22 protein-coding genes are annotated in these 19,555 nt (G+C 58.5%); 11 read left to right on the forward strand and 11 right to left on the reverse strand.

Going from position 1 to position 19,555, the window contains the following annotated elements; all coding sequences use genetic code 11:
- Window positions 1-333, forward strand: a complete 333-nt coding sequence (locus GRI91_RS00430) for a 2Fe-2S iron-sulfur cluster-binding protein (RefSeq protein WP_160734681.1) — start codon at window positions 1-3, stop codon at window positions 331-333.
- Between the two features lie 114 nt (window positions 334-447).
- Here GRI91_RS00430 and GRI91_RS00435 read toward each other — a convergent pair whose 3' ends face one another.
- Window positions 448-993, reverse strand: coding sequence for a type 1 glutamine amidotransferase domain-containing protein (locus GRI91_RS00435; RefSeq protein WP_160734682.1), 546 nt, complete (start codon window positions 991-993; stop codon window positions 448-450).
- Window positions 994-1,090: 97 nt separating this feature from the next.
- Between GRI91_RS00435 and parC the strand changes: the two genes are divergently transcribed.
- On the forward strand, window positions 1,091-3,385 hold the full coding sequence (parC, locus tag GRI91_RS00440) for a DNA topoisomerase IV subunit A (RefSeq protein ID WP_160734683.1): 2,295 nt from the start codon (window positions 1,091-1,093) through the stop codon (window positions 3,383-3,385).
- 67 nt (window positions 3,386-3,452) lie between these two features.
- Here the strand turns inward: parC and GRI91_RS00445 are convergent, their stop codons facing one another.
- The 6 genes from GRI91_RS00445 to GRI91_RS00470 form a co-directional block, all read right to left on the reverse strand.
- Window positions 3,453-4,823 (reverse strand): DEAD/DEAH box helicase, encoded by a 1,371-nt coding sequence (locus tag GRI91_RS00445; RefSeq protein ID WP_160734684.1) that lies wholly within the window; start codon window positions 4,821-4,823, stop codon window positions 3,453-3,455.
- A 222-nt stretch (window positions 4,824-5,045) separates the two neighbouring features.
- Entirely contained in the window at window positions 5,046-6,218 is a 1,173-nt protein-coding gene (locus GRI91_RS00450) for a CCA tRNA nucleotidyltransferase (protein WP_160734685.1), read from the reverse strand.
- A complete protein-coding gene (locus tag GRI91_RS00455; protein ID WP_160734686.1) occupies window positions 6,211-6,813 on the reverse strand; it encodes a CoA pyrophosphatase in 603 nt (200 codons plus the stop codon). Before GRI91_RS00455 ends, GRI91_RS00450 begins: the two co-directional genes overlap by 8 nt.
- Window positions 6,810-7,358, reverse strand: a complete 549-nt coding sequence (locus tag GRI91_RS00460; RefSeq protein WP_160734687.1) for a DUF1285 domain-containing protein — start codon at window positions 7,356-7,358, stop codon at window positions 6,810-6,812. Before GRI91_RS00460 ends, GRI91_RS00455 begins: the two co-directional genes overlap by 4 nt.
- Window positions 7,359-7,383: 25 nt before the next feature.
- A complete protein-coding gene (locus tag GRI91_RS00465; protein ID WP_160734688.1) occupies window positions 7,384-7,905 on the reverse strand; it encodes a GNAT family N-acetyltransferase in 522 nt (173 codons plus the stop codon).
- 73 nt (window positions 7,906-7,978) lie between these two features.
- The gene (locus GRI91_RS00470; protein WP_160734689.1) at window positions 7,979-9,190 is read right to left on the reverse strand and encodes a PQQ-dependent sugar dehydrogenase; all 1,212 of its coding nucleotides are present in this window, start codon (window positions 9,188-9,190) and stop codon (window positions 7,979-7,981) included.
- On the opposite strand from GRI91_RS00470, the gene GRI91_RS00475 reads away from it, so the two are divergent.
- The 3 genes from GRI91_RS00475 (at window position 9,189) to folP (ending at window position 12,271) form a co-directional block, all read left to right on the forward strand.
- Window positions 9,189-9,827 carry a ribonuclease HII gene (locus tag GRI91_RS00475; protein ID WP_160735303.1) on the forward strand — a complete coding sequence of 213 codons (639 nt, stop codon included), beginning with the start codon at window positions 9,189-9,191 and terminating at the stop codon, window positions 9,825-9,827. The two genes, GRI91_RS00470 and GRI91_RS00475, sit on opposite strands and share 2 nt — an antisense overlap.
- A gap of 183 nt (window positions 9,828-10,010) precedes the next feature.
- Window positions 10,011-11,165: a site-specific DNA-methyltransferase gene (locus GRI91_RS00480; protein ID WP_160734690.1), complete on the forward strand. Its 1,155-nt coding sequence runs from the start codon at window positions 10,011-10,013 to the stop codon at window positions 11,163-11,165.
- Entirely contained in the window at window positions 11,162-12,271 is a 1,110-nt protein-coding gene (folP, locus tag GRI91_RS00485; protein ID WP_419866818.1) for a dihydropteroate synthase, read from the forward strand. The genes GRI91_RS00480 and folP overlap by 4 nt, the downstream gene beginning before the upstream one ends.
- On the opposite strand, the gene GRI91_RS00490 is transcribed toward folP, so the two are convergent.
- Together GRI91_RS00490 and GRI91_RS00495 are read right to left on the reverse strand one after the other, a co-directional pair.
- On the reverse strand, window positions 12,268-12,903 hold the full coding sequence (locus GRI91_RS00490; protein WP_160734692.1) for a hypothetical protein: 636 nt from the start codon (window positions 12,901-12,903) through the stop codon (window positions 12,268-12,270). The two genes, folP and GRI91_RS00490, sit on opposite strands and share 4 nt — an antisense overlap.
- 78 nt (window positions 12,904-12,981) lie before the next feature.
- Window positions 12,982-14,403: a sigma-54-dependent transcriptional regulator gene (locus GRI91_RS00495; RefSeq protein WP_160735304.1), complete on the reverse strand. Its 1,422-nt coding sequence runs from the start codon at window positions 14,401-14,403 to the stop codon at window positions 12,982-12,984.
- Between the two features lie 143 nt (window positions 14,404-14,546).
- Here GRI91_RS00495 and GRI91_RS00500 point away from each other — a divergent pair, with 143 nt between their 5' ends.
- The 5 genes from GRI91_RS00500 to GRI91_RS00520 all read left to right on the forward strand — a co-directional run bounded on the left by GRI91_RS00500 (window position 14,547) and on the right by GRI91_RS00520 (window position 18,099).
- Window positions 14,547-14,669 carry an aa3-type cytochrome c oxidase subunit IV gene (locus GRI91_RS00500; protein ID WP_160734693.1) on the forward strand — a complete coding sequence of 41 codons (123 nt, stop codon included), beginning with the start codon at window positions 14,547-14,549 and terminating at the stop codon, window positions 14,667-14,669.
- 234 nt (window positions 14,670-14,903) lie between these two features.
- The gene (locus tag GRI91_RS00505; RefSeq protein ID WP_160734694.1) at window positions 14,904-15,599 is read left to right on the forward strand and encodes an aspartate/glutamate racemase family protein; all 696 of its coding nucleotides are present in this window, start codon (window positions 14,904-14,906) and stop codon (window positions 15,597-15,599) included.
- Between the two features lie 67 nt (window positions 15,600-15,666).
- Window positions 15,667-16,827: a deoxyguanosinetriphosphate triphosphohydrolase gene (locus GRI91_RS00510; protein ID WP_160734695.1), complete on the forward strand. Its 1,161-nt coding sequence runs from the start codon at window positions 15,667-15,669 to the stop codon at window positions 16,825-16,827.
- Window positions 16,820-17,509, forward strand: a complete 690-nt coding sequence (locus GRI91_RS00515) for an NAD(P)H-binding protein (RefSeq protein WP_160734696.1) — start codon at window positions 16,820-16,822, stop codon at window positions 17,507-17,509. Before GRI91_RS00510 ends, GRI91_RS00515 begins: the two co-directional genes overlap by 8 nt.
- Window positions 17,506-18,099: a DUF938 domain-containing protein gene (locus GRI91_RS00520; protein WP_160734697.1), complete on the forward strand. Its 594-nt coding sequence runs from the start codon at window positions 17,506-17,508 to the stop codon at window positions 18,097-18,099. The genes GRI91_RS00515 and GRI91_RS00520 overlap by 4 nt, the downstream gene beginning before the upstream one ends.
- Window positions 18,100-18,151: 52 nt before the next feature.
- Here GRI91_RS00520 and GRI91_RS00525 read toward each other — a convergent pair whose 3' ends face one another.
- The gene (locus tag GRI91_RS00525) at window positions 18,152-18,280 is read right to left on the reverse strand and encodes an Entericidin EcnA/B family protein (RefSeq protein WP_160734698.1); all 129 of its coding nucleotides are present in this window, start codon (window positions 18,278-18,280) and stop codon (window positions 18,152-18,154) included.
- Between the two features lie 44 nt (window positions 18,281-18,324).
- Entirely contained in the window at window positions 18,325-19,239 is a 915-nt protein-coding gene (locus GRI91_RS00530; protein WP_160734699.1) for a DMT family transporter, read from the reverse strand.
- Here GRI91_RS00530 and GRI91_RS00535 point away from each other — a divergent pair.
- A complete protein-coding gene (locus GRI91_RS00535; RefSeq protein ID WP_160734700.1) occupies window positions 19,220-19,546 on the forward strand; it encodes a hypothetical protein in 327 nt (108 codons plus the stop codon). The genes GRI91_RS00530 and GRI91_RS00535 overlap by 20 nt on opposite strands.
- The last annotated feature ends 9 nt before the right edge of the window (window positions 19,547-19,555 follow it).

The raw sequence follows: 19,555 nt of genomic DNA on the forward strand, positions 1-19,555 counted from the left end.
ATGATCAGGGTCCACTTCATCACGCCCAAGGGTGAACAGATTGATGCCGAGGCTTCCGCCGGGGATCGACTGCTCGAAGTCGCACAAAATTCGGGAATGCCGCTGGAGGGGACGTGCGAAGGTCAGATGGCCTGCTCCACCTGCCATGTAATTATAGCAAGCGAATGGTTTGCGAAGCTGCAGCGGGCGAGTGAGGAAGAAGAGGACATGCTGGATCTCGCCGCCGGGGTGGCTGCCACCAGTCGCCTTTCCTGCCAGATCGAACTGACGGAAGATCTCGACGGATTGACCGTTCACATCCCCGGCGAAAGCCGCGATGTGCAGCGTTATTGATAAACACCACAGGATCTTCGCGTAAATCCTGCAGATCCAAAGAAAAACCCCGCCGGTACGGGCGGGGTCTCTCGACCATCTGATATATTAGACGATTCTGATATATGCGCGTTATCAGGCGGCCTCTGTTTCGCGCTGTTCCTGCAAGGACTTGATCAAAGCCTTTGAAAAGGCCGGAATATCATCCGGGTTGCGGCTGGTGATCAGATTGCCGTCCTGCTGAACTTCCTTATCGACCACATTCGCTCCGGCATTTTTCAGATCGGTGCGGACGGATGGCCAGCTGGTCAGCGTTTTGCCTTTCACGATGTCCGCCTCCACCAGCATCCATGGGCCGTGACAGATTGCGGCAATTGGTTTTCCAGCCTCGTTGAAATCACGCACCAGCTGAACCGCCTTTTCATTCATGCGCAGAATGTCCGGGTTGATCTGACCGCCCGGCAGCAACAGGCCGCTGAAATCCTTGGCGGAAACCTCGTCGACGGTTTTCTCGACCTTGACGCTGTCACCCCAGTTTTTTTCATTCCAGCCGGTGATTTCACCGCTTTCAAGGCTGACGACGGTGGTGGTGAAGCCAGCTTCTTCCAGATTGGCCTTTGGATCCATCAGTTCTGACTGTTCAAAACCGTTTGTGGCGAGGATCATGATGTTCTTGGTCATATGTAACTCCTTGATATCTATTTGTCCTTTCAACCATCGGGGATAGCAATGCGTTCCGTACTGTCCTGCGAGCCGTGGCAGTGGTAGGGCAAAACGCATGGCCACGACGATCGACCACGACAAAGACCCTTTGGACGGCATTGTAGACGCGCCTTTCGACAGCGCATTGAGCGAGCGATATCTCGTTTATGCCCTGTCGACGATTACCGCGCGGTCTCTCCCGGATTTGCGAGACGGGCTGAAACCCGTGCATCGCAGGCTGTTATGGGCGATGCGTTCGCTCAAACTTGATCCCGGCAATGCCTATAAGAAATCGGCCCGTGTGGTCGGCGATGTGATTGGTAAATATCACCCGCATGGCGATGTCGCGGTCTATGATGCGATGGTCCGTCTCGCGCAGGATTTTACCTTGCGTTACCCGCTGGTGCAGGGACAGGGCAATTTCGGCAATATCGATGGCGATAATGCCGCAGCCTATCGTTATACGGAATGCCGCCTCACGCGTACCGCCATGACGCTGATGTCCGGGCTGGACGAAGGCACTGTCGATTTCATCCCGACCTATAATGGCGAGGAGCAGGAGCCGGAGATTTTCCCCGGACTGTTCCCCAATCTGCTGGCCAATGGTGCCAGCGGTATTGCCGTGGGGATGGCGACCAGCATTCCGAGCCATAATGTCGCTGAAATTATCGATGCAACGCTGGAGCTGATTGATAATCCGCAGGTCGAACATGATCGGCTGATGCAATTGTTCTCCGGGCCGGATTTTTCCACCGGCGGTCTGGTGGTTGATAGCGCAGAGGCAATTTCGAAAGCCTATGAAACCGGGCGCGGTTCCTTCCGTGTGCGCGGGCGCTTTCATGCGGCCGAGGCGGAAAAGGACGCTGACCGTGAAGCCGGGATAGAGCGGCTGCATGGCGGGCAATATCAGCTCGTCATCTCCGAAATTCCCTACATGGTGCAGAAGGGCAAACTGATTGAGCAGATCGCGCAGGCGATTGCCGATAAGAAGCTGCCCATTCTGGAAGATGTTCGGGATGAAAGCGACGAACAGATCCGTATCGTCCTCGTCCCGCGCAGCCGAAATGTCGATCCGGAACTGCTCAAGGAAAGCCTGTATAAGCTGACCGATCTCGAAACGCGTTTCGGGCTCAATCTCAACGTCCTCGATTCCACCCGCACGCCTATGGTGATGGGGCTGAAGGAATTGCTGGGCCATTGGGTCACCAGCCAGATCGACATTTTGCAGCGGCGCACGCAGCACCGTCTGGACAAGATTGCCGCGCGGCTTGAACTGCTTGAAGGCTATATCATTGCCTATCTCAATCTCGACCGGGTGATCGAAATCATCCGTAACGAGGATGAGCCCAAGCCGATCATGATGGCGGAATTCAACCTCACTGACCGGCAGACCGAAGCCATTCTCAACATGCGTTTGCGCAGCTTGCGCAAGCTGGAGGAAATGGAGCTGCGGCAGGAGCGGGATAAGCTGCTGGCCGAGCGGGAAGAGCTGGAAAAACTGCTGGAAAGCCCGGCACGTCAGCGGACCCGCCTTAAGCGCGACCTCAAATCGCTGCGCAAGGAATATGGCGAGGATACCGCGCTCGGCGCGCGCCGTACCACCATAGCGGAAGCCGCGCCGGTGGTTGAATTCAGCATGGATGCCATGATCGAGAAGGAACCGGTAACGGTTATTCTCTCGGAAAAGGGCTGGATAAAGGCGGCCAAGGGCCATGTGCCGCTGGATGGCGATTTCAAATTCAAGGAAGGCGATGCCTTTGCCTTTGCCGTCCATGCGCAGACGACCGACAAATTGCTGCTGGCCTGCGATGATGGGCGTTTCTTCACCCTGGGGGCGGATAAATTGCCCGGTGCGCGCGGTTTTGGCGAACCAATCCGCAACACGCTGGATATTGACGCGGCGGCGCATATCGTCGCGTTGATTGTCCATAAGCCGAAGATGCAATTGCTGCTCGCCAGCAATCTGGGCAAGGGCTTTGGCGCGGTAACCGATGAATTGCTGGCTGAAACCCGTAAAGGGCGGCAGGTCGTCAATCTGAAAGGGGATGCGAAGCTGACCATCGCCAAACCGATCGCGGATGATCATGATCATGTTGCGGTGGTGGGTGACAATCGCAAGCTCGTCATCTTCAGTCTGGAAGAATTGCCAGTCATGACCCGCGGACAGGGTGTGCAGTTGCAGCGCTACCGTGATGGCGGCCTGTCCGATGCCACGACCTTGCAGCTCGAAGAGGGTTTGAGCTGGACGATGGGCGGAGACAGTGGCCGGACGCGGACCGAGAAGGAAATGTGGCAGTGGAAGGTCGCGCGCGGTGCGGCGGGCCGGATGCCGCCCAATGGTTTTCCGCGCGATAATCGCTTCGAAAACTGACCTTAGACAGACATGAAAAGAGGGCCGGAAGCAGAACTTCCGGCCCTCTTTGTTTTAGCTGTACAGCTCAGTTGCTGCTGGCAGGTGCGCTGCGGCGGCGCTCTGGCCGGCGACCGGCGGGTTTGCGATTATCGCCACCAGCGGGTGTTACCTTGGCACCGGGGTTGCGCTTGCGCTGACGATTGCCGCCACCGCCACCGGGCTTGCGCCGACGGCCTCCGTCACGGTCGCCTTCCCCGCGTTCGGCCCCGGCGGGCTTGCGCGCAGGCTTGGGCAATTGTGCTGCCTGTTCGGAGAAATTGGCCGGCAGTGGCACTGTGTCCAGCGTGACACCGGTCAGCTTCTGAATGTCACGCAGATAGGGTTTTTCATCCGGCGCGACATAGCTGATGGCGATGCCGTCACGGCCGGCACGTGCGGTGCGGCCAATACGGTGGACATATTGTTCTGGCACATTGGGCAGTTCGAAATTGAACACTGCGCTCACGCCAGGAACGTCGATCCCGCGTGCTGCAATATCGGTTGCGACCAGCACGGGAATTCGGCTGTCGCGGAAGCCATCAAGCGCGCGGGTCCGCTGTGCCTGCGATTTGTTGCCGTGGATTGCAGCGGCATTGATACCCGCGGCGACCAGATGGCGGACAAGCCGGTCGGCACCATGTTTGGTGCGGCTGAAGACCAGGCAGCGTTCGATCTCGCCATTGTCCAGGCCCTTTTGCAGGGTGAGCGTCAACAGCGCGGTCTTTTCCGATTGATTGATAAAGGTCGCATATTGTTCGACCCGTTCGGCAGTGGTCGATTGCGGTGCCACTTCCACCTTGACCGGGTTCTTGATGAAGCGCTTGCCCAGATTGGCAATGGCCTGCGGCATGGTGGCCGAGAAGAACAGGCTCTGGCGCTTTTCCGGAAGCAAATTGGCGACGCGGGTCAGCGGCTTGATGAAGCCCAGATCCATCATCTGGTCGGCTTCGTCGAGAACGAAGATTTCAACATTGCGCAGCGTCAGGGCGCGCTGATCGATCAGGTCGAGCAGGCGGCCCGGTGTTGCCACCAGAATGTCGCAGCCCGGAACCAGCTTCTTCGCTTGCTTGCCGGCCGGAACGCCGCCGAAGATGCATTGCACCGACAGGTTGAGAAACAGGGCATACCCGCGAATGTTTTCAGCGATCTGCGCCGCAAGTTCGCGGGTTGGCGACAGGACGAGCATCCGGCAGCCTGCCGCCTGGCGCGGCTTGGGATCATTCGCCAAACGGTGCAGCGAAGGCAGCGAGAAAGCGGCGGTCTTGCCGGTACCGGTCTGGGCGATGCCCAGAATATCCCGGCCATCCATCAAGGCCGGAATGGCCTGGCGCTGGATGGGGGAGGGCTCGGTATAGCCTTTTTCCTGCAGGGCGCGCAGGATGGGTTCGGCCAGGCCGAGTTCTTTAAAATATGACATGAAATACTTTCAGTGCACGCCACGGGACGTAATTGTCCTGACGTGAGGGGCCAAAAGGGCGACCCAAGCGTGAAAAGGGAAGCTGTTCTTGCTTTCCGTGCATCTTCTGCGGGACCTGCCTGAATGGCGGTTCACGCTCGCAAAGGATTGCGCCGTAATGGCGCCGGAAGCAATTGGCAGATAGGCGGCTTTTGCACAAAGCGCAAGAGTGCTAATATCCGGTCAGTTTCCCAGTTCTTCAGTCAGCAAGATTTCCACCCTGTCGCGGCCAGGAAATTCCTCTGCGATCCAGCGATTCTGGACGGCTTGCAGGATACGTGCGACATCCGGTCCGGCGGCTACACCGCGAGAGACAATCTCGCCCCCTTTCAACGGAAAATCGGGGTTTTCCCATGATTGCAGCACGCGGCTATCTGCTCCCGTCAGCAGTAAACGGTCGATTGCCGCATCCTTGCCGTTGCGAAAGGCCAGTGCGCGCGGTGCACCGGCATCCTGCGGGCTGCGTTCTGCCAGAATGGTCAGATATTTCTTCTGACTGCGCGACAGGCGCAGGCGCGACGCGACGGCTGCGGCGGTTTCTGCGTTGGGCGGCAACAGGGCCGCCATACGGCGCAGTGAAGACGGCTCGGCACCCTGGCTGGCTTCCCATTTCATCAGCCGTTCCAGCTCTGCCAGTCCAGCTTCCGTTACTTCGGGCAGGATTACGGGCAAAACGCCGAGCTGGAACATGCGGCGGATGGTGGCATCGGGCGCCGGGAGCGCGAGCAATTTCAGCAATTCCATAGCCACACGTTCGCGGCTGAGACCTTTCAGAGTTGCCGCGAGGGTGGAGCAGGCATTTTCAGCCTCGCTATTCAGCTCTGCGCCAAAGCGGGCCTGAAACCGAAAATAGCGCAGAATCCGCAAGTGATCTTCACGAATGCGCTGCTGCGCATCGCCAATGAAGCGAACCTGCCGCGCGGAGAGGTCGGCCAGACCGTCAAAATAATCGAAGATTTGCCCGCTTACGGGATCGGCATAGAGCGCGTTGATCGTGAAATCGCGCCGCGCGGCATCTTCACGCCAGTCACTCGCAAAGCTCACCGTGGCGCGCCGCCCATCGGTGGAAACATCATGCCGCAGCGTGGTAATCTCCACATTGCCCTGCGGCAAAACGGCAGTGACGGTGCCATGGGCGATGCCCGTCGGCACAGATTTGATCCCGGCCTGTTTCAACCGCTCGATCACCTGATCGGGATGAAGCGGGGTCGCGCAATCGACATCGGCCACTGCATGGCCCAGCAGCGTGTCACGCACTGCCCCGCCGACCCAGCGGGCATTGTCTGGCCCCAACGCCTCGATCAATTTTGCAAGATCGGCTCGTGCGGTCCACGCTGCGGATGGCAATTCAGCCATGATATAATTGCTCCCAGGCAAGGCGGCGGGATAGATTGGCGATCATGGCGGCGGTTACGCCCCAGATTCTGTGCCCCTGCCAGTTGATTTCGATATATTCGCGCATTCGACCGCCCAGATGGGCCTGTTTTTTTTCGTGGTTCGCTGGATCGAGCAGGAAGCGCAAAGGGGCTTCAAACCAGTCGGCCACTTCCTGCGGATGCGGATGGATGGGCAAGTCCTGCGGGATGATCCCCAGCACGGGCGTCACGTCAAAACCCGTGCCGGTCACATAACGGTCCGTCGCGCCGATCAATCGCACCTGCGCCGGGTCGATGCCGAGTTCCTCCTCAGCCTCCCGCAAGGCCGCATCGATGGCGTCTTCCCCGGTTTCCAGCTTGCCGCCCGGAAAGGCGACCTGCCCGGCATGCTGGCGCATGGTGGAGGGGCGGTGCGTAAGCAGCACGCCCGGTTCCGCGCGATCTGTCACTGCAATCAGCACGGCTGCCGGGCGCAGCCTGTCCGGCGCGAATTCTGCGTCATTGCGCAGTTTCGCAATATCATCGGCATGACCTTCATCAAACAGGCGCTGAAGCCGTTCGAACAATGTGCTCATGCCGATGGTGCCAGACTATAGCGCTGGCCGGCGCTGGAAATATGCAAATCATCACCCTGGTCCAGCGCATATTGCGCCAGTTGCAACCAGGTGGACCGATCAAGCCGCGCTTCGCAGCCATGCCGGACATGCAGATAGATCGCGGGGCAATCCGCATCACCCTCCGCGCGCAGATCATGTCCCGGCCCGGCCACCACCAGCTCATCAGTGTTCAGGGCGAATACCAGAGCCTTGTCCTTTATCTGCATGTCAATGGCGATGAAGGGCGCGTCTTCGACCTCGATCGATTGCCTGCATTGCGGTGTGACCAGCCAATATCCTTGCTCATCGCGCAGGAGCAGGGTGGAGAAGGCGCGCACCATGGCAGGCCGGGTGATCGGGGTGCCCTGATGATACCACTGACCATTGGCGGCGATGCGCATATGGCTGTCGATGGTTTCAGCCGGTGTCCATTGTTCCAGCGGCGGCAATTTGCGCGCGGCCACCGCATCGGCAATCTCCAGCAATGAAGCGGAGGCAAGGTCTGGGGGTGGCTGATAGGGCATGGGTCTTAGCCGATGCCAGATAGCATCAGCCGAGCCAAGGCCCCAAGACGCCTTCTACCGGCAGAACGGCGGGATTGGTACAGCGGACCAGCAGGCGCGCACGGTCCCATTCGCCGGGAAGGTCCCATTTTTGCGTCGGTGCCGCCTCAAATCCGAAGAACCGCCCGTAATAATCGGCATCGCCGATCAGCACTTGCGGCAAGTCAGCTCTGGGATCGAGCGCGGACAGCATGCCCGCCATCAGCGCTTGGCCAAAGCCTTCGCCCTGTCTTTCAGGGATGACGGCAACCGGCCCGACCATCAGCATGGGATGGGCCCGGCCTTTGCTGTCTGTCAGTGCGACAGGCCAGACCTGGATTGAGCCGACCAGCAGTTCCGTACCGTCCAGCGCAGCAAAGCTGAGGGCAGGGAGGTAATCCACACCATCGCGCACCTTATAGGCCGTTCGCTGATGACGATCGGGGCCAAAGGCGCGATCGAGCAGCGTTTCGACGAGGGCCGGGTCGACATTGTCGAGCGGGATGAGTGTGGGTGTATTGTCAGACATGAGCGGCGCGCGGATAGGCAACGCCGGCGCATGTGGCAATGAAAATACGCTTGTCAGCCGCGAAGTTCTGCGATCACTGCTCGGCAGATGATGCGTTTTTCGCTGCGGTCAGATGAAGCAGGCGGCCGCCTTTCCCATCCTCTATCACCCATAAGGACCCATCTTCAGCTTCGGCAATATCGCGCAGGCGATTGTCAAAATCATAGCGCGATTCCTCGGTGCCGCGCATCGCGTCATCGATGGAAACCCGGCTGATCGATTTGGTTTTGAGATTGGCGATCAGGGCCTGACCGTTCCATTCCGGCCACATATCGCCGCGATAAAAAATGAAGTCGCCCGGTGCGATCACCGGGTTCCAGCTTATCGCTGCCCGTTCCAGATCCGGGCGCGTGGAGGGATTGGGGATCGGGTCGCCATTATAATGGTCGCCGTCGGACACCAGCGGCCAGCCATAATTCTTGGCCGGTTCCACCAGATTAAGTTCGTCACCCCCAGCCGGGCCATGTTCGAGATCCCACAGATGGCCGTCTTCATCGAATTGCAGGCCCAGCAGATTGCGGTGGCCGTAGGACCAGATCTGATCAGATACGCCGCCCTTTTCCGCAAAGGGATTACCCGGCGCCGCGCTGCCATCAGGAAGCAGCCGCAGGACCGAGCCGAGATTATTGGAAAGATCCTGTGCCGGATCGCCTTTCTGCCTGTCGCCGGAGGTCAGAAACAGATATTCGCCATCGGGCGAAAAGGCGATGCGGTGTGAATAATGCCCCCGGCCGGAAAGTTTGGGCACCTGGCGCCAGATTATGTCCAGATTTTCAATCACGCAGCTGGAAGGTTCATCGCAAACCAGCGTGCCGCGCCCCAACACCGCGCCGCGCGTGTCATCGTCGCCCGCCTCGACCCAGGTGAGGTAAATGGTGCCGTCTTGCGCATGATCCGGGCCGAAGGCGATATCGCCCAACCCGCCCTGACCGCCATAATCAACCTCTGGCAGCCCGCCCGTGATAGCGCCGCCTTTGCCGGTTTCAGGATTAAAAAACTTTAGCGTTCCGGGCCTTTCGGTAATGAATATTCGGCCGGTTTCCGGCTCGATAGCCATGGCCCAGGGCTCGTCAAATTCGCCATGTGCCGAAACAGTGAAGGGCGTTTCCTCAATGGCGGGTGCGGGTCTGTCCGCTGGCGCCACCGTAGATTGTGAAGAGGTCTCAGGGGCCTGTGCCGATCCGCAGCTTGCCATCATCAGCGCTGCAGGCGATAGCAGCGCGGCGTAGGAATTGAATGTGCTCATGCTCTCTGGAACTCCCTCACACGATTTTGGTGCCTCTTTCGCGGATCATGACCTTGTTTTTGGGGTCGATGAAGCCGGACGCGGCCCTCTTGCTGGTCCAGTGGTGGCCGCTGCGGTGCTATTGTGCAAGCCGCGGCCGGGCGGGCTGGATGATTCCAAGAAGCTGAGCGAAGCCAAGCGTGCCATGCTGGAGGAGCGTATCCGTCGGCGCTGCGCCTATGGGATCGGCGTGGTGGACGTGGAAGATATTGACCGGCTGAACATCTTCGGCGCGACGATGCTGGCCATGACACAGGCCGTTGCGGCCCTGTGCGATGTGTTGGGACGCGAAGCGGCAAATGTGCTGATCGATGGCAATTGTACGCCTGATGGGCGCAATGCCGCATGGCGCTGGCCTGCCAGGGCGATCATCGGCGGTGACGGGCTGGAGCCCAGTATCGGTGCTGCGTCCATTCTGGCCAAGGAATATCGCGACCGTGTGATGCGCGATGCCGCCCGGACCTATCCCCATTACGGGTGGGAGCGGAATAAGGGATATGGGACGAAGGATCATCTGGCGGCCTTGCGCGAACACGGACCCACGCCGCTCCATCGACGCAGTTTTGCCCCTGTTTCGCAAATGGACCTGTTTTCGTAAAAATAGAGTCCATTGGGTGACACAACTACATATCGAGTCTCGCAAGCGGCCGGGACTCAAGATGCTGTGGCGGACTCCTTTCGTTCCCCGCTATACGTAGCGACTCGTGGGAATCTGCGGGCTTGACGGCGAATCCAAAAAGACTCACCCTCTGGAAAAGCTACAGGGATCGAAATACGCAAAATGGGCGCTCTTACTAAAATTCGCAAAGCCGATACTCTTGCCAAGGCACCAGTGGTCAAGGCTCCAAAGGCCAAAGCACCGCTGGATCTGCCACTGGGCAAGATCCTGTCCGGAGACTGTATCGAGGCGATGCGTAGCCTGCCCGATAACAGCGTCGATCTCGTTTTTGCCGATCCACCCTATAATCTGCAGCTCGGCGGCGATCTCAATCGTCCTGATGGCAGCCAGGTTGATGCGGTAACCGACGAATGGGACCGGTTTGACAGTTTTGCCACCTATGACAAATTCACCCGCGAATGGCTGGTCGAAGCCAAGCGCGTGCTGAAGCCCGATGGCGCATTGTGGGTGATTGGTTCCTATCACAATATCTACCGCGTCGGTGCGATCCTGCAGGATATCGGCTTCTGGATTTTGAACGACATTGTGTGGCGCAAATCCAACCCGATGCCCAATTTCCGCGGCACCCGCTTCACCAATGCGCATGAAACGCTGCTCTGGGCTTCGACGGGTGAAAAGGCGCGCTATCACTTCAACTACACCGCGATGAAGACCCTGAACGACGAATTGCAGATGCGTTCGGACTGGGTTCTCCCGATTTGCAATGGCGGGGAACGGCTGAAAAAAGACGGGCACAAGGTCCACCCGACCCAGAAGCCCGAGGCCTTGCTGTACCGGGTGCTGCTCGCCACCACGGAAAAGGGTGATGTGGTGCTGGACCCGTTTTTCGGAACCGGAACCACCGGTGCGGTGGCCAAGCGGCTGGGCCGGAACTGGATCGGTTGCGAAAGAGAGGACGGCTATCGCGGGGCCGCACTGGAACGGATTGAAAGCGCTCTGCCACTCGATGAAAGCGCGTTGAAGACCATGCAAAGCCGCAAAAGCGCGCCGCGCGTCGCTTTCGGCTCTTTGGTTGAAGCAGGGTTTATTGCCCCCGGCACGCAGCTATTCGACAAAAAACGCCGCTTCAGCGCCACGGTACGGGCCGATGGCTCGCTGGAAAGTGGCACGGAAAAGGGCTCGATTCACGGCGTGGGCAAGAATTTGCAGGGCGCGCCAAGCTGCAATGGCTGGACATATTGGCATCTGGAGCATGAGGGCGACATCAAACCACTCGATGCCTTGCGTCAGACCTATCTCCTCGCCATCGAGGATTGATGGCCCGAATCTATCTCTGCCCGACCGGCTTTTGCAAAAGCCCGCAAGCTGAACATGGCGATGCCCTCCGTTTGGCGGGGGGCATGGTCTATGTGCATCGCTTTGCGGTGATCATTGCCGAAGCGGGCCGGGTGGTGCAGCGCCATCTGGCGAGCCCGGCCAGCATGCCGGAGGTGCTGGCGAAACTGCCCGCAGAACTTGCTGCCGAAGCTGAAGAGCAATGGGCCAACCTCTCGCTTGCCCATCCGCCGCTGCAATGCGGCGATCGAATTATCCGGCTCGACCAGCCGCAAATCATGGGAATTCTCAACGTTACGCCCGACAGTTTCTCGGATGGGGGGCAGTTTCTGGGCGACGATGACGTGGCCCGTGCCCATGCGGGCGAGATGCTGTCAGCTGGCGCGGCTATTCTGGATATTGGCGGCGAATCCACCCGGCCCGGAGCCGATCCCGTTTGGGAAGGGGACGAAATAAAACGCGTCGTCCCTGCGGTCGAATTCAGTAGCGCGATGGGCGCCGCGATCAGTGTGGATACGCGCCGACCGGCCGTAATGGAGGCTGCGCAGAAAGCAGGTGCACATATATATAATGATGTGTCTGCCCTCCGCCACGATCCGCGATCACTGGAGTTTGCTGCCGCCAGTGGCCTGACCGTGGTGTTGATGCATGCGCCGGGCAGCGGCGACAATCTGCATGAAGGTGCGGATTACAATAATGTCGTGTTCGACGTATTTGAATGGCTGCGTGAAAGGCGCGATGCGGCGATTGAGGCTGGCGTCAGAAGCGACCGGATCATCCTCGATCCCGGGCTGGGTTTTGGAAAAAGCCTGTCCGAAAATCTCGCACTGATGAACAATCTCGCGCTTTTCCATGCGCTGGGACACCCGCTATTGCTGGGGGTCAGCCGCAAACGCATGATTGGCGCGTTGTCGAAAGAAGCACCGGCGCATGACAGATTGGGTGGGTCGCTGGCGCTGGCGATTGCCGGAATGAATGCCGGTTGCCAATTGCTGCGGGTGCATGATGTTGCCGAAACGGCGCAGGCGCGTGATGTGTGGCGCGGTCAACGCGACGCAGCGCTGACGGACTTTACCCTAAACGATTAAAACCGGTTTTCCGGACTTTTCAGGCTTCGCATCACGTCGCGTATTTCGGTTCGATAGGCGGATGCTTCATTGCTGATTTGACGGGCCAGCATCAGCGTGCGGCCTTCTACGGGGATGAAGCTATATTCTGTTTCGCTGCCATCGCGGGCGATGGTGACGCGAAAACCTTGCTTATCCATCAGAGAGATTTCCGGCAGATCACTTTGAGAAAAGCCAGCATTGATGAATGCCTGCCCATAATTCGAGATTGGACGCTCCAGCAGAGCCATCGTTAGACCCGGTTCCTTCGCGGCGCTGCAGGTCTGCTGCTCGCCCGAATGGTTGTAATCGCAGCTCGCATTGCCAAGCTTCGCCGCGCTTTTGGCCGGGATGAGCTTAACTCCCCATATCGTGCCATCATAGATTGGCGGCACGGCAATCTCGATTTCGGTGCGGACGAAATCCTCGCGATTATAGTGATAGGAAAACGGGCCGATGTGATCTTCGGCGATGCGGGAGGTGAAAGCTGACACAAAAGGGGCCTGTTCGGCCTCGGCAGTTGAAGAGGCGACATTGTCACCGCCTTCGCCGGAACCGCACGCGCTTAATGCCAGCAAGGGCAAGAGCAATAAGGGCATACGAACTTGATACATGTTAATTTACGTTCGGAGCCTCACTTGAGTTCCCAACTTACGTAGTCTTATGGGGTTTTGTGAGGTCAGTGGGCGGCGTTACGCGACGCTGTCGATGCCCAGCTCGCTCAATTTGCGATAGAGCGTAGATCTGCCAATGCCGAGCCGTCTGGCGACTTCTGTCATCCGCCCGCGATAATGACCGATGGCGAGGCGAATAATATCGGCTTCAATCTCCTGGAGACTGCGTAGATTCCCGTCCTCGGCATAGAGCATAACGCCTACACCGTCATGGCTGGCCGGGCTGTCGTCATTGTCCTGATCACCCAGCAATTCCCGCAATTGGGGGAAGTCTTCTGCTGTCAAAGCGTCCCCGTCGCAGAAAACCGCGGCGCGGAAGAGCACGGCCTGTAGCTGGCGCACATTGCCGGGCCAATCAAACGCGCCCAGCAATTTGAGCGCGCCTTCGGTTATGCTCAAATGGTTGAGTCCGGGCTGTTCGCCGATCCGGGTGAGGAAATGCCGGGCCAATGCCGCAATATCCCCGCTGCGCTGACGCAGAGGAGGCAGGACTATTTTCGACGAGGCAACGGCATCCAGCAATTCGCGCCGGAAATGGCCGGATGCGACCAGATCCGTCAGCGGAAGATTGCTCGCCGCAATAGTGCGCACATCAATGCGAAAAGCGTGCTGCGCGCCAAGGGGCTTCACTTTTCCGGAAATGAGGGTCTCGGCGAGTTTTTCCTGAAGATCGGGGGCGAGGCGATCGATTTCGTCCAGCACCAGCGTGCCGCCATCGCATTTTTCGAAAACGCCGATCTGGCGGTCAAACGCGCCAGCGAAAGATCCCTTTTCATGACCGAACAAGATCGATTCGATCGAATTGGCCGGAACCGCACCGATATTGAGTATCCGAAAGCTGGCCTTGGCGCGCGGAGAGGCCGCATGCATCGCCCGCACCAGCATTTCCTTGCCCGTTCCGCTTTCGCCTTCAATCAGAACGGTGCCGTGCCCTCTGGCAGCCTTGGCTGCTTTGGCCAAGGCATCGCGAAAGGGCGGGGCGGTTCCGATCATCGCATCGAAATCAAGCGTAACCGGCATTTTTTCGGTCAGCGGGGTCAGCTCATCCTTGGGCGCTTCCAGTGATGTGGCGTTGCGCAACGCCTGCATCAGCCGATCGGGGGCCACGGGTTTGACCAGATAATCGGTCGCGCCGGCCCGCATGGCTTCCACCGCCAACATGGGGGAGGCGCTGGTGGTCAGCATCAATATGGGCAGCGCAGGGCGCAGTGCCTTCATCTCACGAATCAAATTACCGGCTTCATCACCGGGCACCCATTGGTCGAGGATGACAGCGGAAAGCTGTTTCCCCTGCCGCGTATCGAGTGCGGAAATGGCTTCTTCGGGATTGCTTACGATGATGGTCCGCCAGCCTTCACGGGCGGCAAGCGCAGAGATCAGCCGGCTTTGGCCAGGCTCATCATCAATCAGCATTAAGGTTCGCTGCTGCGGTTCCGGCATCGTATCCACTGTCTATATTGTTTCAGTCCGAAGCCTAGAGCTGTTTAGTAAAGAGGCGATTAAGGTTCATCTGAACACTTGAGTGGAAGGTGTAGCGTGGATAAAGCGTTTGGGAAATATATGCCACATAAGGAAGTTTGGCCATGAGTTCAGCGCAGGATATCCAGTCTTCGGAAAAAACCTATGAAGGGTTTGTCGGGGCCTTGAAATGGGTCGTTCCGGCCATCGGTCTACTGGTGATGTTCATCGTGTTTCTCATCGCCTGACAGGTGCCCGCGCGGTTCACTGCAGCGCGTTCTGGAGTGAACCGTTTGACGCTGGCCGTTTTGAAGCAGGTTGCGCCGGGCGCTCCAGCCTATCCATTGGGCGTTTCTCGTCCGGGCCGCACCTGCAGGTGATCTTTGCTGCATCGCGGTGACATCCCTGGCTAATCACAAAATTTAACTTTGTAGGCTCTATACAATAGAGCCTACATAAATCGGTTATGAGGGATCTTGGTTTTGCGCAAATTGGGCTTGATCGGCGGAATGAGCTGGGTCTCAACAAGGACCTATTATTCCTATATAAATTCCAGAGTTCAGGCGCGGCGCGACCGGCGCAGCAGCGCACCCATGCTCATCGATAGCCTGGATTTCTCCGAGCTTTACGCCTTGCAGGCGCAGGATGATTGGGACCGGGCAACCAGCAAGCTCATCGAATCTGCTCAGCGGCTGGAGCAGGCGGGTGCCGGGGCGCTCATAATCGGGGCCAATTCCATGCACCGCGTCTATGACCGTGTTGCCGAAAGCGTTTCCGTTCCCATTCTGCATATAGCCGATTGCGTGGGCAAGAAGATGGTCGATGACGGCATCACGAATGCCGCCGTTATTGGCACGAGCAATGTGATGACCGAGAGCTTCTTTCGCCAGAGGCTGGTGGCCCATGGCATCGATCTGCTGCCGCCTGAGATGGATAATGTGCAGGAACTCGACCGCATCATCTATGAAGAATTGATGGTGGGCAAGGCGACCCGCGATGCCCAGCGGAAGCTGAAAACCATGATTACGGTGAAGGAACAGGAAGGGGCGAAGGCGATCGTTCTGGCCTGTACAGAGCTGGAGCAGATCGTTGATGTCGATGCCAATGTTCTGCCGATTTACGACACCACGCACATTCATGCGATGCGTGCGGCGGAATGGATTTTGGGACAGGATTGAGCGAAATCGCAAGGTTGCCGTTCTGTTCTTGTTGTCAGCTTACTGAGCAGCGCGTAGCGCAGCTTTCATGAACCGAGCCGCTTTTGCCGCCGACCCCAACGCCTCCAGAGGCCGGGAATTCAACGAAAACAGGGATGGTGCGCGTGGCCCGCGCGGTGAGTTCCAGCGCGACCGCGACCGGATCATCCATTCCATCGCATTTCGGCGGCTGGCCGGAAAAACACAGGTATTTGTTGCCCCCGATGGCGACCATTACCGTGTCCGGCTGACGCATAGTCTGGAAGTGGCCCAAATCGGGCGCGTCATTGCGCGCAGCCTCGGGCTGGATGAAGATCTGACCGAGGCGCTGTGTCTGGCGCATGATATCGGTCATCCGCCCTTCGGCCATGCGGGGGAAAAGGCGCTTGACGAGGCCCTGACCGATCAGGGGGGATTTGACCACAACGCCCATTGTTTGCGCACGCTGATGCGGCTTGAAAGCCCCTATTGCGACCATCCGGGACTGAACCTGACGTGGGAAGTGCTGGAGGGACTGGCCAAGCATAATGGGCCGGTTGCATCACCGGGCTGGGCACTTGCACAGCTGGATGCCGATTTTCCGCTCGATCTGCAGGGGTTCTCCTCGGCTGAAGCGCAAGTGGCCGCGCTGGCGGATGATATCGCCTATGATAATCACGATATTGATGACGGGTTGCGGGCCGGATTTCTAAAGCTTGATCAACTCTTGTCTCTGCCCTTCGTGGCTGAACAATGGGCCGCAGTTGAACGGCGTTTCCCACACGCTCCGCGCGACACGCAATTGCGTGAACTCGTGCGCGGACAGATCGGAGTGATGGTGAATGATCTGCTTTCCAGCTCTTCCGCTAATCTACAATCCGTCCAGTCACTTGAAGACATTCGCAATGCGTCCGCACCTGTCATCGCTTTTTCGGCGGAGATGCGCGCGCAGGAGCGGCAGCTTAAGAACTTCATGTATCAAAATCTGTATTATCATCCTGAACAATTGCAGGCCGCACAGTCGGCGCGGGACGTGGTGGCCAGCCTGTTCTCGGCCTATCGGGGTGATCCTGCTTTGCTGGCGGCGGGCTGGCGTGACAGCCTGCCCGATGCCGAACCGGCACGCAGCCGCCATATTGCGGATTTTATCGCCGGAATGACCGATCGCTATGCGATGGATTGCCATCGAAGGATCTTCGGCCATGTCCCGTCGGGGCTGTCCAATGTCTGATCGGCGGCGGGTGCTACTGATCGGGGCGACCGGGCTGATTGGCCAGAGCGTCTTGAGGCACCTTCCACTCTATCCGAATGTCTCGCTGAAGGCTTTGGCCCGCAGAGAAGTACCCCTGCCGCGAGGCGCGCCTCTGGAAATGTTGATTGCCGATCCGTCTGGATGGGAGGACGCGATTGCGGATTATGCGCCGCAGGGGGTCATTTGTGCGCTGGGGACGACATGGTCGAAGGCGGGAAAGGACGAAGCAGCATTCCGCGCGGTGGATCATGATCTGGTCGTGTCGGCTGCCCGAGCCGCGAAATCGGCAGGCGCCGATCAGTTTACGGTAATTTCCTCTGTTGGCGCGGATGCAGCCAGCGGTAATTTCTATCTGCGGACCAAGGGTGAAACAGAGGACGCGCTGGCGAAAATCGGCTTTCGGCGGCTGGATATCTTCCGGCCCAGTCTCCTGAAAGGGCCGCGGGGACAGGATCGGCGCAAATTTGAACGTCTCGGGATTATGCTTAGCCCGCTCACCGCATTGTTCCTTCACGGTGCACAGCGACGGTTACGCGCCGTCCCCGCTGAGCGGGTCGCCAGCGCAGCTCTGGCCACAATGGGACAGGCCCAAGCCGGGCGGTTTGTGCATGAATATGATGATATTTCGAAACTGGCCAATCACACGGAGAACCATCGGTGAAGTACAGCGCCCCGGCAGCCGCGCGTAATCGCGTGCCGATTGCAGAAATCCTTTCATCCGAATTGCCGAAGCAGGGGCAGGTACTGGAAATTGCGAGCGGATCGGGCGAGCATGTGTTGTATTTTGCCGCGCAATTTCCGCAGCTGGATTGGCAGCCAAGTGATCCTTCAACCGAAGCACAGGCATCGATCGATGATTGGGCCGGTGAGTATGACGGGGCGAACCTCCTCCCCGCTCTCGCACTTGATGCCTCTGCTGCAATATGGCCAACAGAGCAGGCTGATGCGATTTTATGTATCAACATGATCCACATCAGCCCGTGGTCCGCCAGTGAGGGGCTGTTTGCCGGGGCGAAGCGGTTGCTCGATAGTGGTCAGCCGCTGATTCTGTATGGGCCCTATTTCGAAGCAGGAATTAAACCCGCAGAATCCAATCTCGCCTTTGATGCGAGCCTTAAATCACGGTGTCCGGATTGGGGCATTCGTCAGTTGGCAGCGATTGATGCGCTGGCTCAGCGCAATGGTTTCCAGCGTATGGCGCGCTATGCCATGCCTGCCAACAATCTTACGCTGGTGTACCGCAAACAATAAAGGCGCCGGCGCAGGTAACTGCGCGGCGCCTCACTTGCGATTAGAGCTGGGGTCAGATGGCCCTGTCTGCATCATTGGCCACGGATTCAAGATCCTGGCCAGCACCTGCGACGGTATTGCAGGCGGCGGTGGAAAGGGCGAATACGCTGACGCCAAAGGCGATGAGTAGTTTACGAGCCATGGGTGTTCCTTTCTCTGAACCCCATTGAAACCCGTTGGCCAATATTAGGTTCCCTTTGCTGCGGCCTCGCGCCGACGCTGCCGGGACAATGTGTGTTCACGCCAGGCGATAACGAGTCCGGCGGTAATAATCAGCGGTGCCCCGATCCAGGTCGCCGCGGGTGGCAGGACCTGCCAGACCAGCCAGCCATAGATGGTCGCCCAGAATAAGGAGGAATAATCCATCACGATCACGCTGGCGACGGCGCCAAATCGCAGGGCAGAGGTTAGCAAGAGCTGCCCGGCCGATCCCGCCAGACCGATGCCCAGGAGCAGCGCCCATTCCATCAGTGAGTGGTGGGTCATGACAAATGGCAAGGCCAGAGCCACGCTGGGCGTACTGAATGCAGCGAAATAAAAGACGATTGTCAGGGGTTTTTCGGTCTTGTTGAGATCGGCAATCTGAATGGAAATGAGCGCCACCATAAAGGCCCCGGACAAAGCCACACCGGCACCCACGGCAGGTATGTTTCCGCCGCCCGGCTGCGCGATAATCAACACGCCGGCAAAACCCGCAATCACAGCGGCCCAGCGATATTTACCAACTTTCTCTCGCAGAATAATAGCGGAGAGGATCACCGCCCAGATCGGCGCGGTAAACCCCATCGTGGTTGCCTCTGCCAGTGGCAACAGGATAACCCCGCCAAAATTCAGCACCATGCCGAGCATGCCATATGCGGCTCTGCGCGCGTGGTCCCATGGCCGGTTTGTCGCCAGCACCGCGATGCTGCTGGTCATGGTCACCCATGCAAAAGCGATCGGCAGGGTGATGAATTGCCGCCAGAACAGAATTTCCAGCAAATGGATATCGTGTTCCGATGCCAGTTTGATCAGCATCTGCATCGTGGCCAGACAGGCCACAGCCCCCAGCCTGATCAAAAGCGCTAGGAGAGGGCGCTGAATGGGTGCGGAAGCTGTCATCAAAGCGGCCTTAGGTGACTTTGATTATGGATCAAGCGTTGCCGTATCGTCTGTACCTAACCATATGGGCGCCGTGCTTAAGGAACCGGAATTTCTTCTCTTCGCGAGTGACGCAACTTGGCTCGCTTTGTGGGCCGCGGCTGCCTTCATTGTGGCGATTTTAGCCTTTTGGGCGGAGCGGCGGCGGATCCGGCGCAAAAGCATAGATTCTGTGGGTTGGGTGCCCTGGACGACACTGTTCCTGGTCTCCGCCCTGATCGGGGTGACGCTGGCGACTCTCGCCATCAAGGGGTGGGCTACGGGGTAATCATGGGGC

The organism is Altericroceibacterium endophyticum (assembly GCF_009827595.1).
In the GTDB taxonomy this organism is placed as follows: domain Bacteria; phylum Pseudomonadota; class Alphaproteobacteria; order Sphingomonadales; family Sphingomonadaceae; genus Altericroceibacterium; species Altericroceibacterium endophyticum.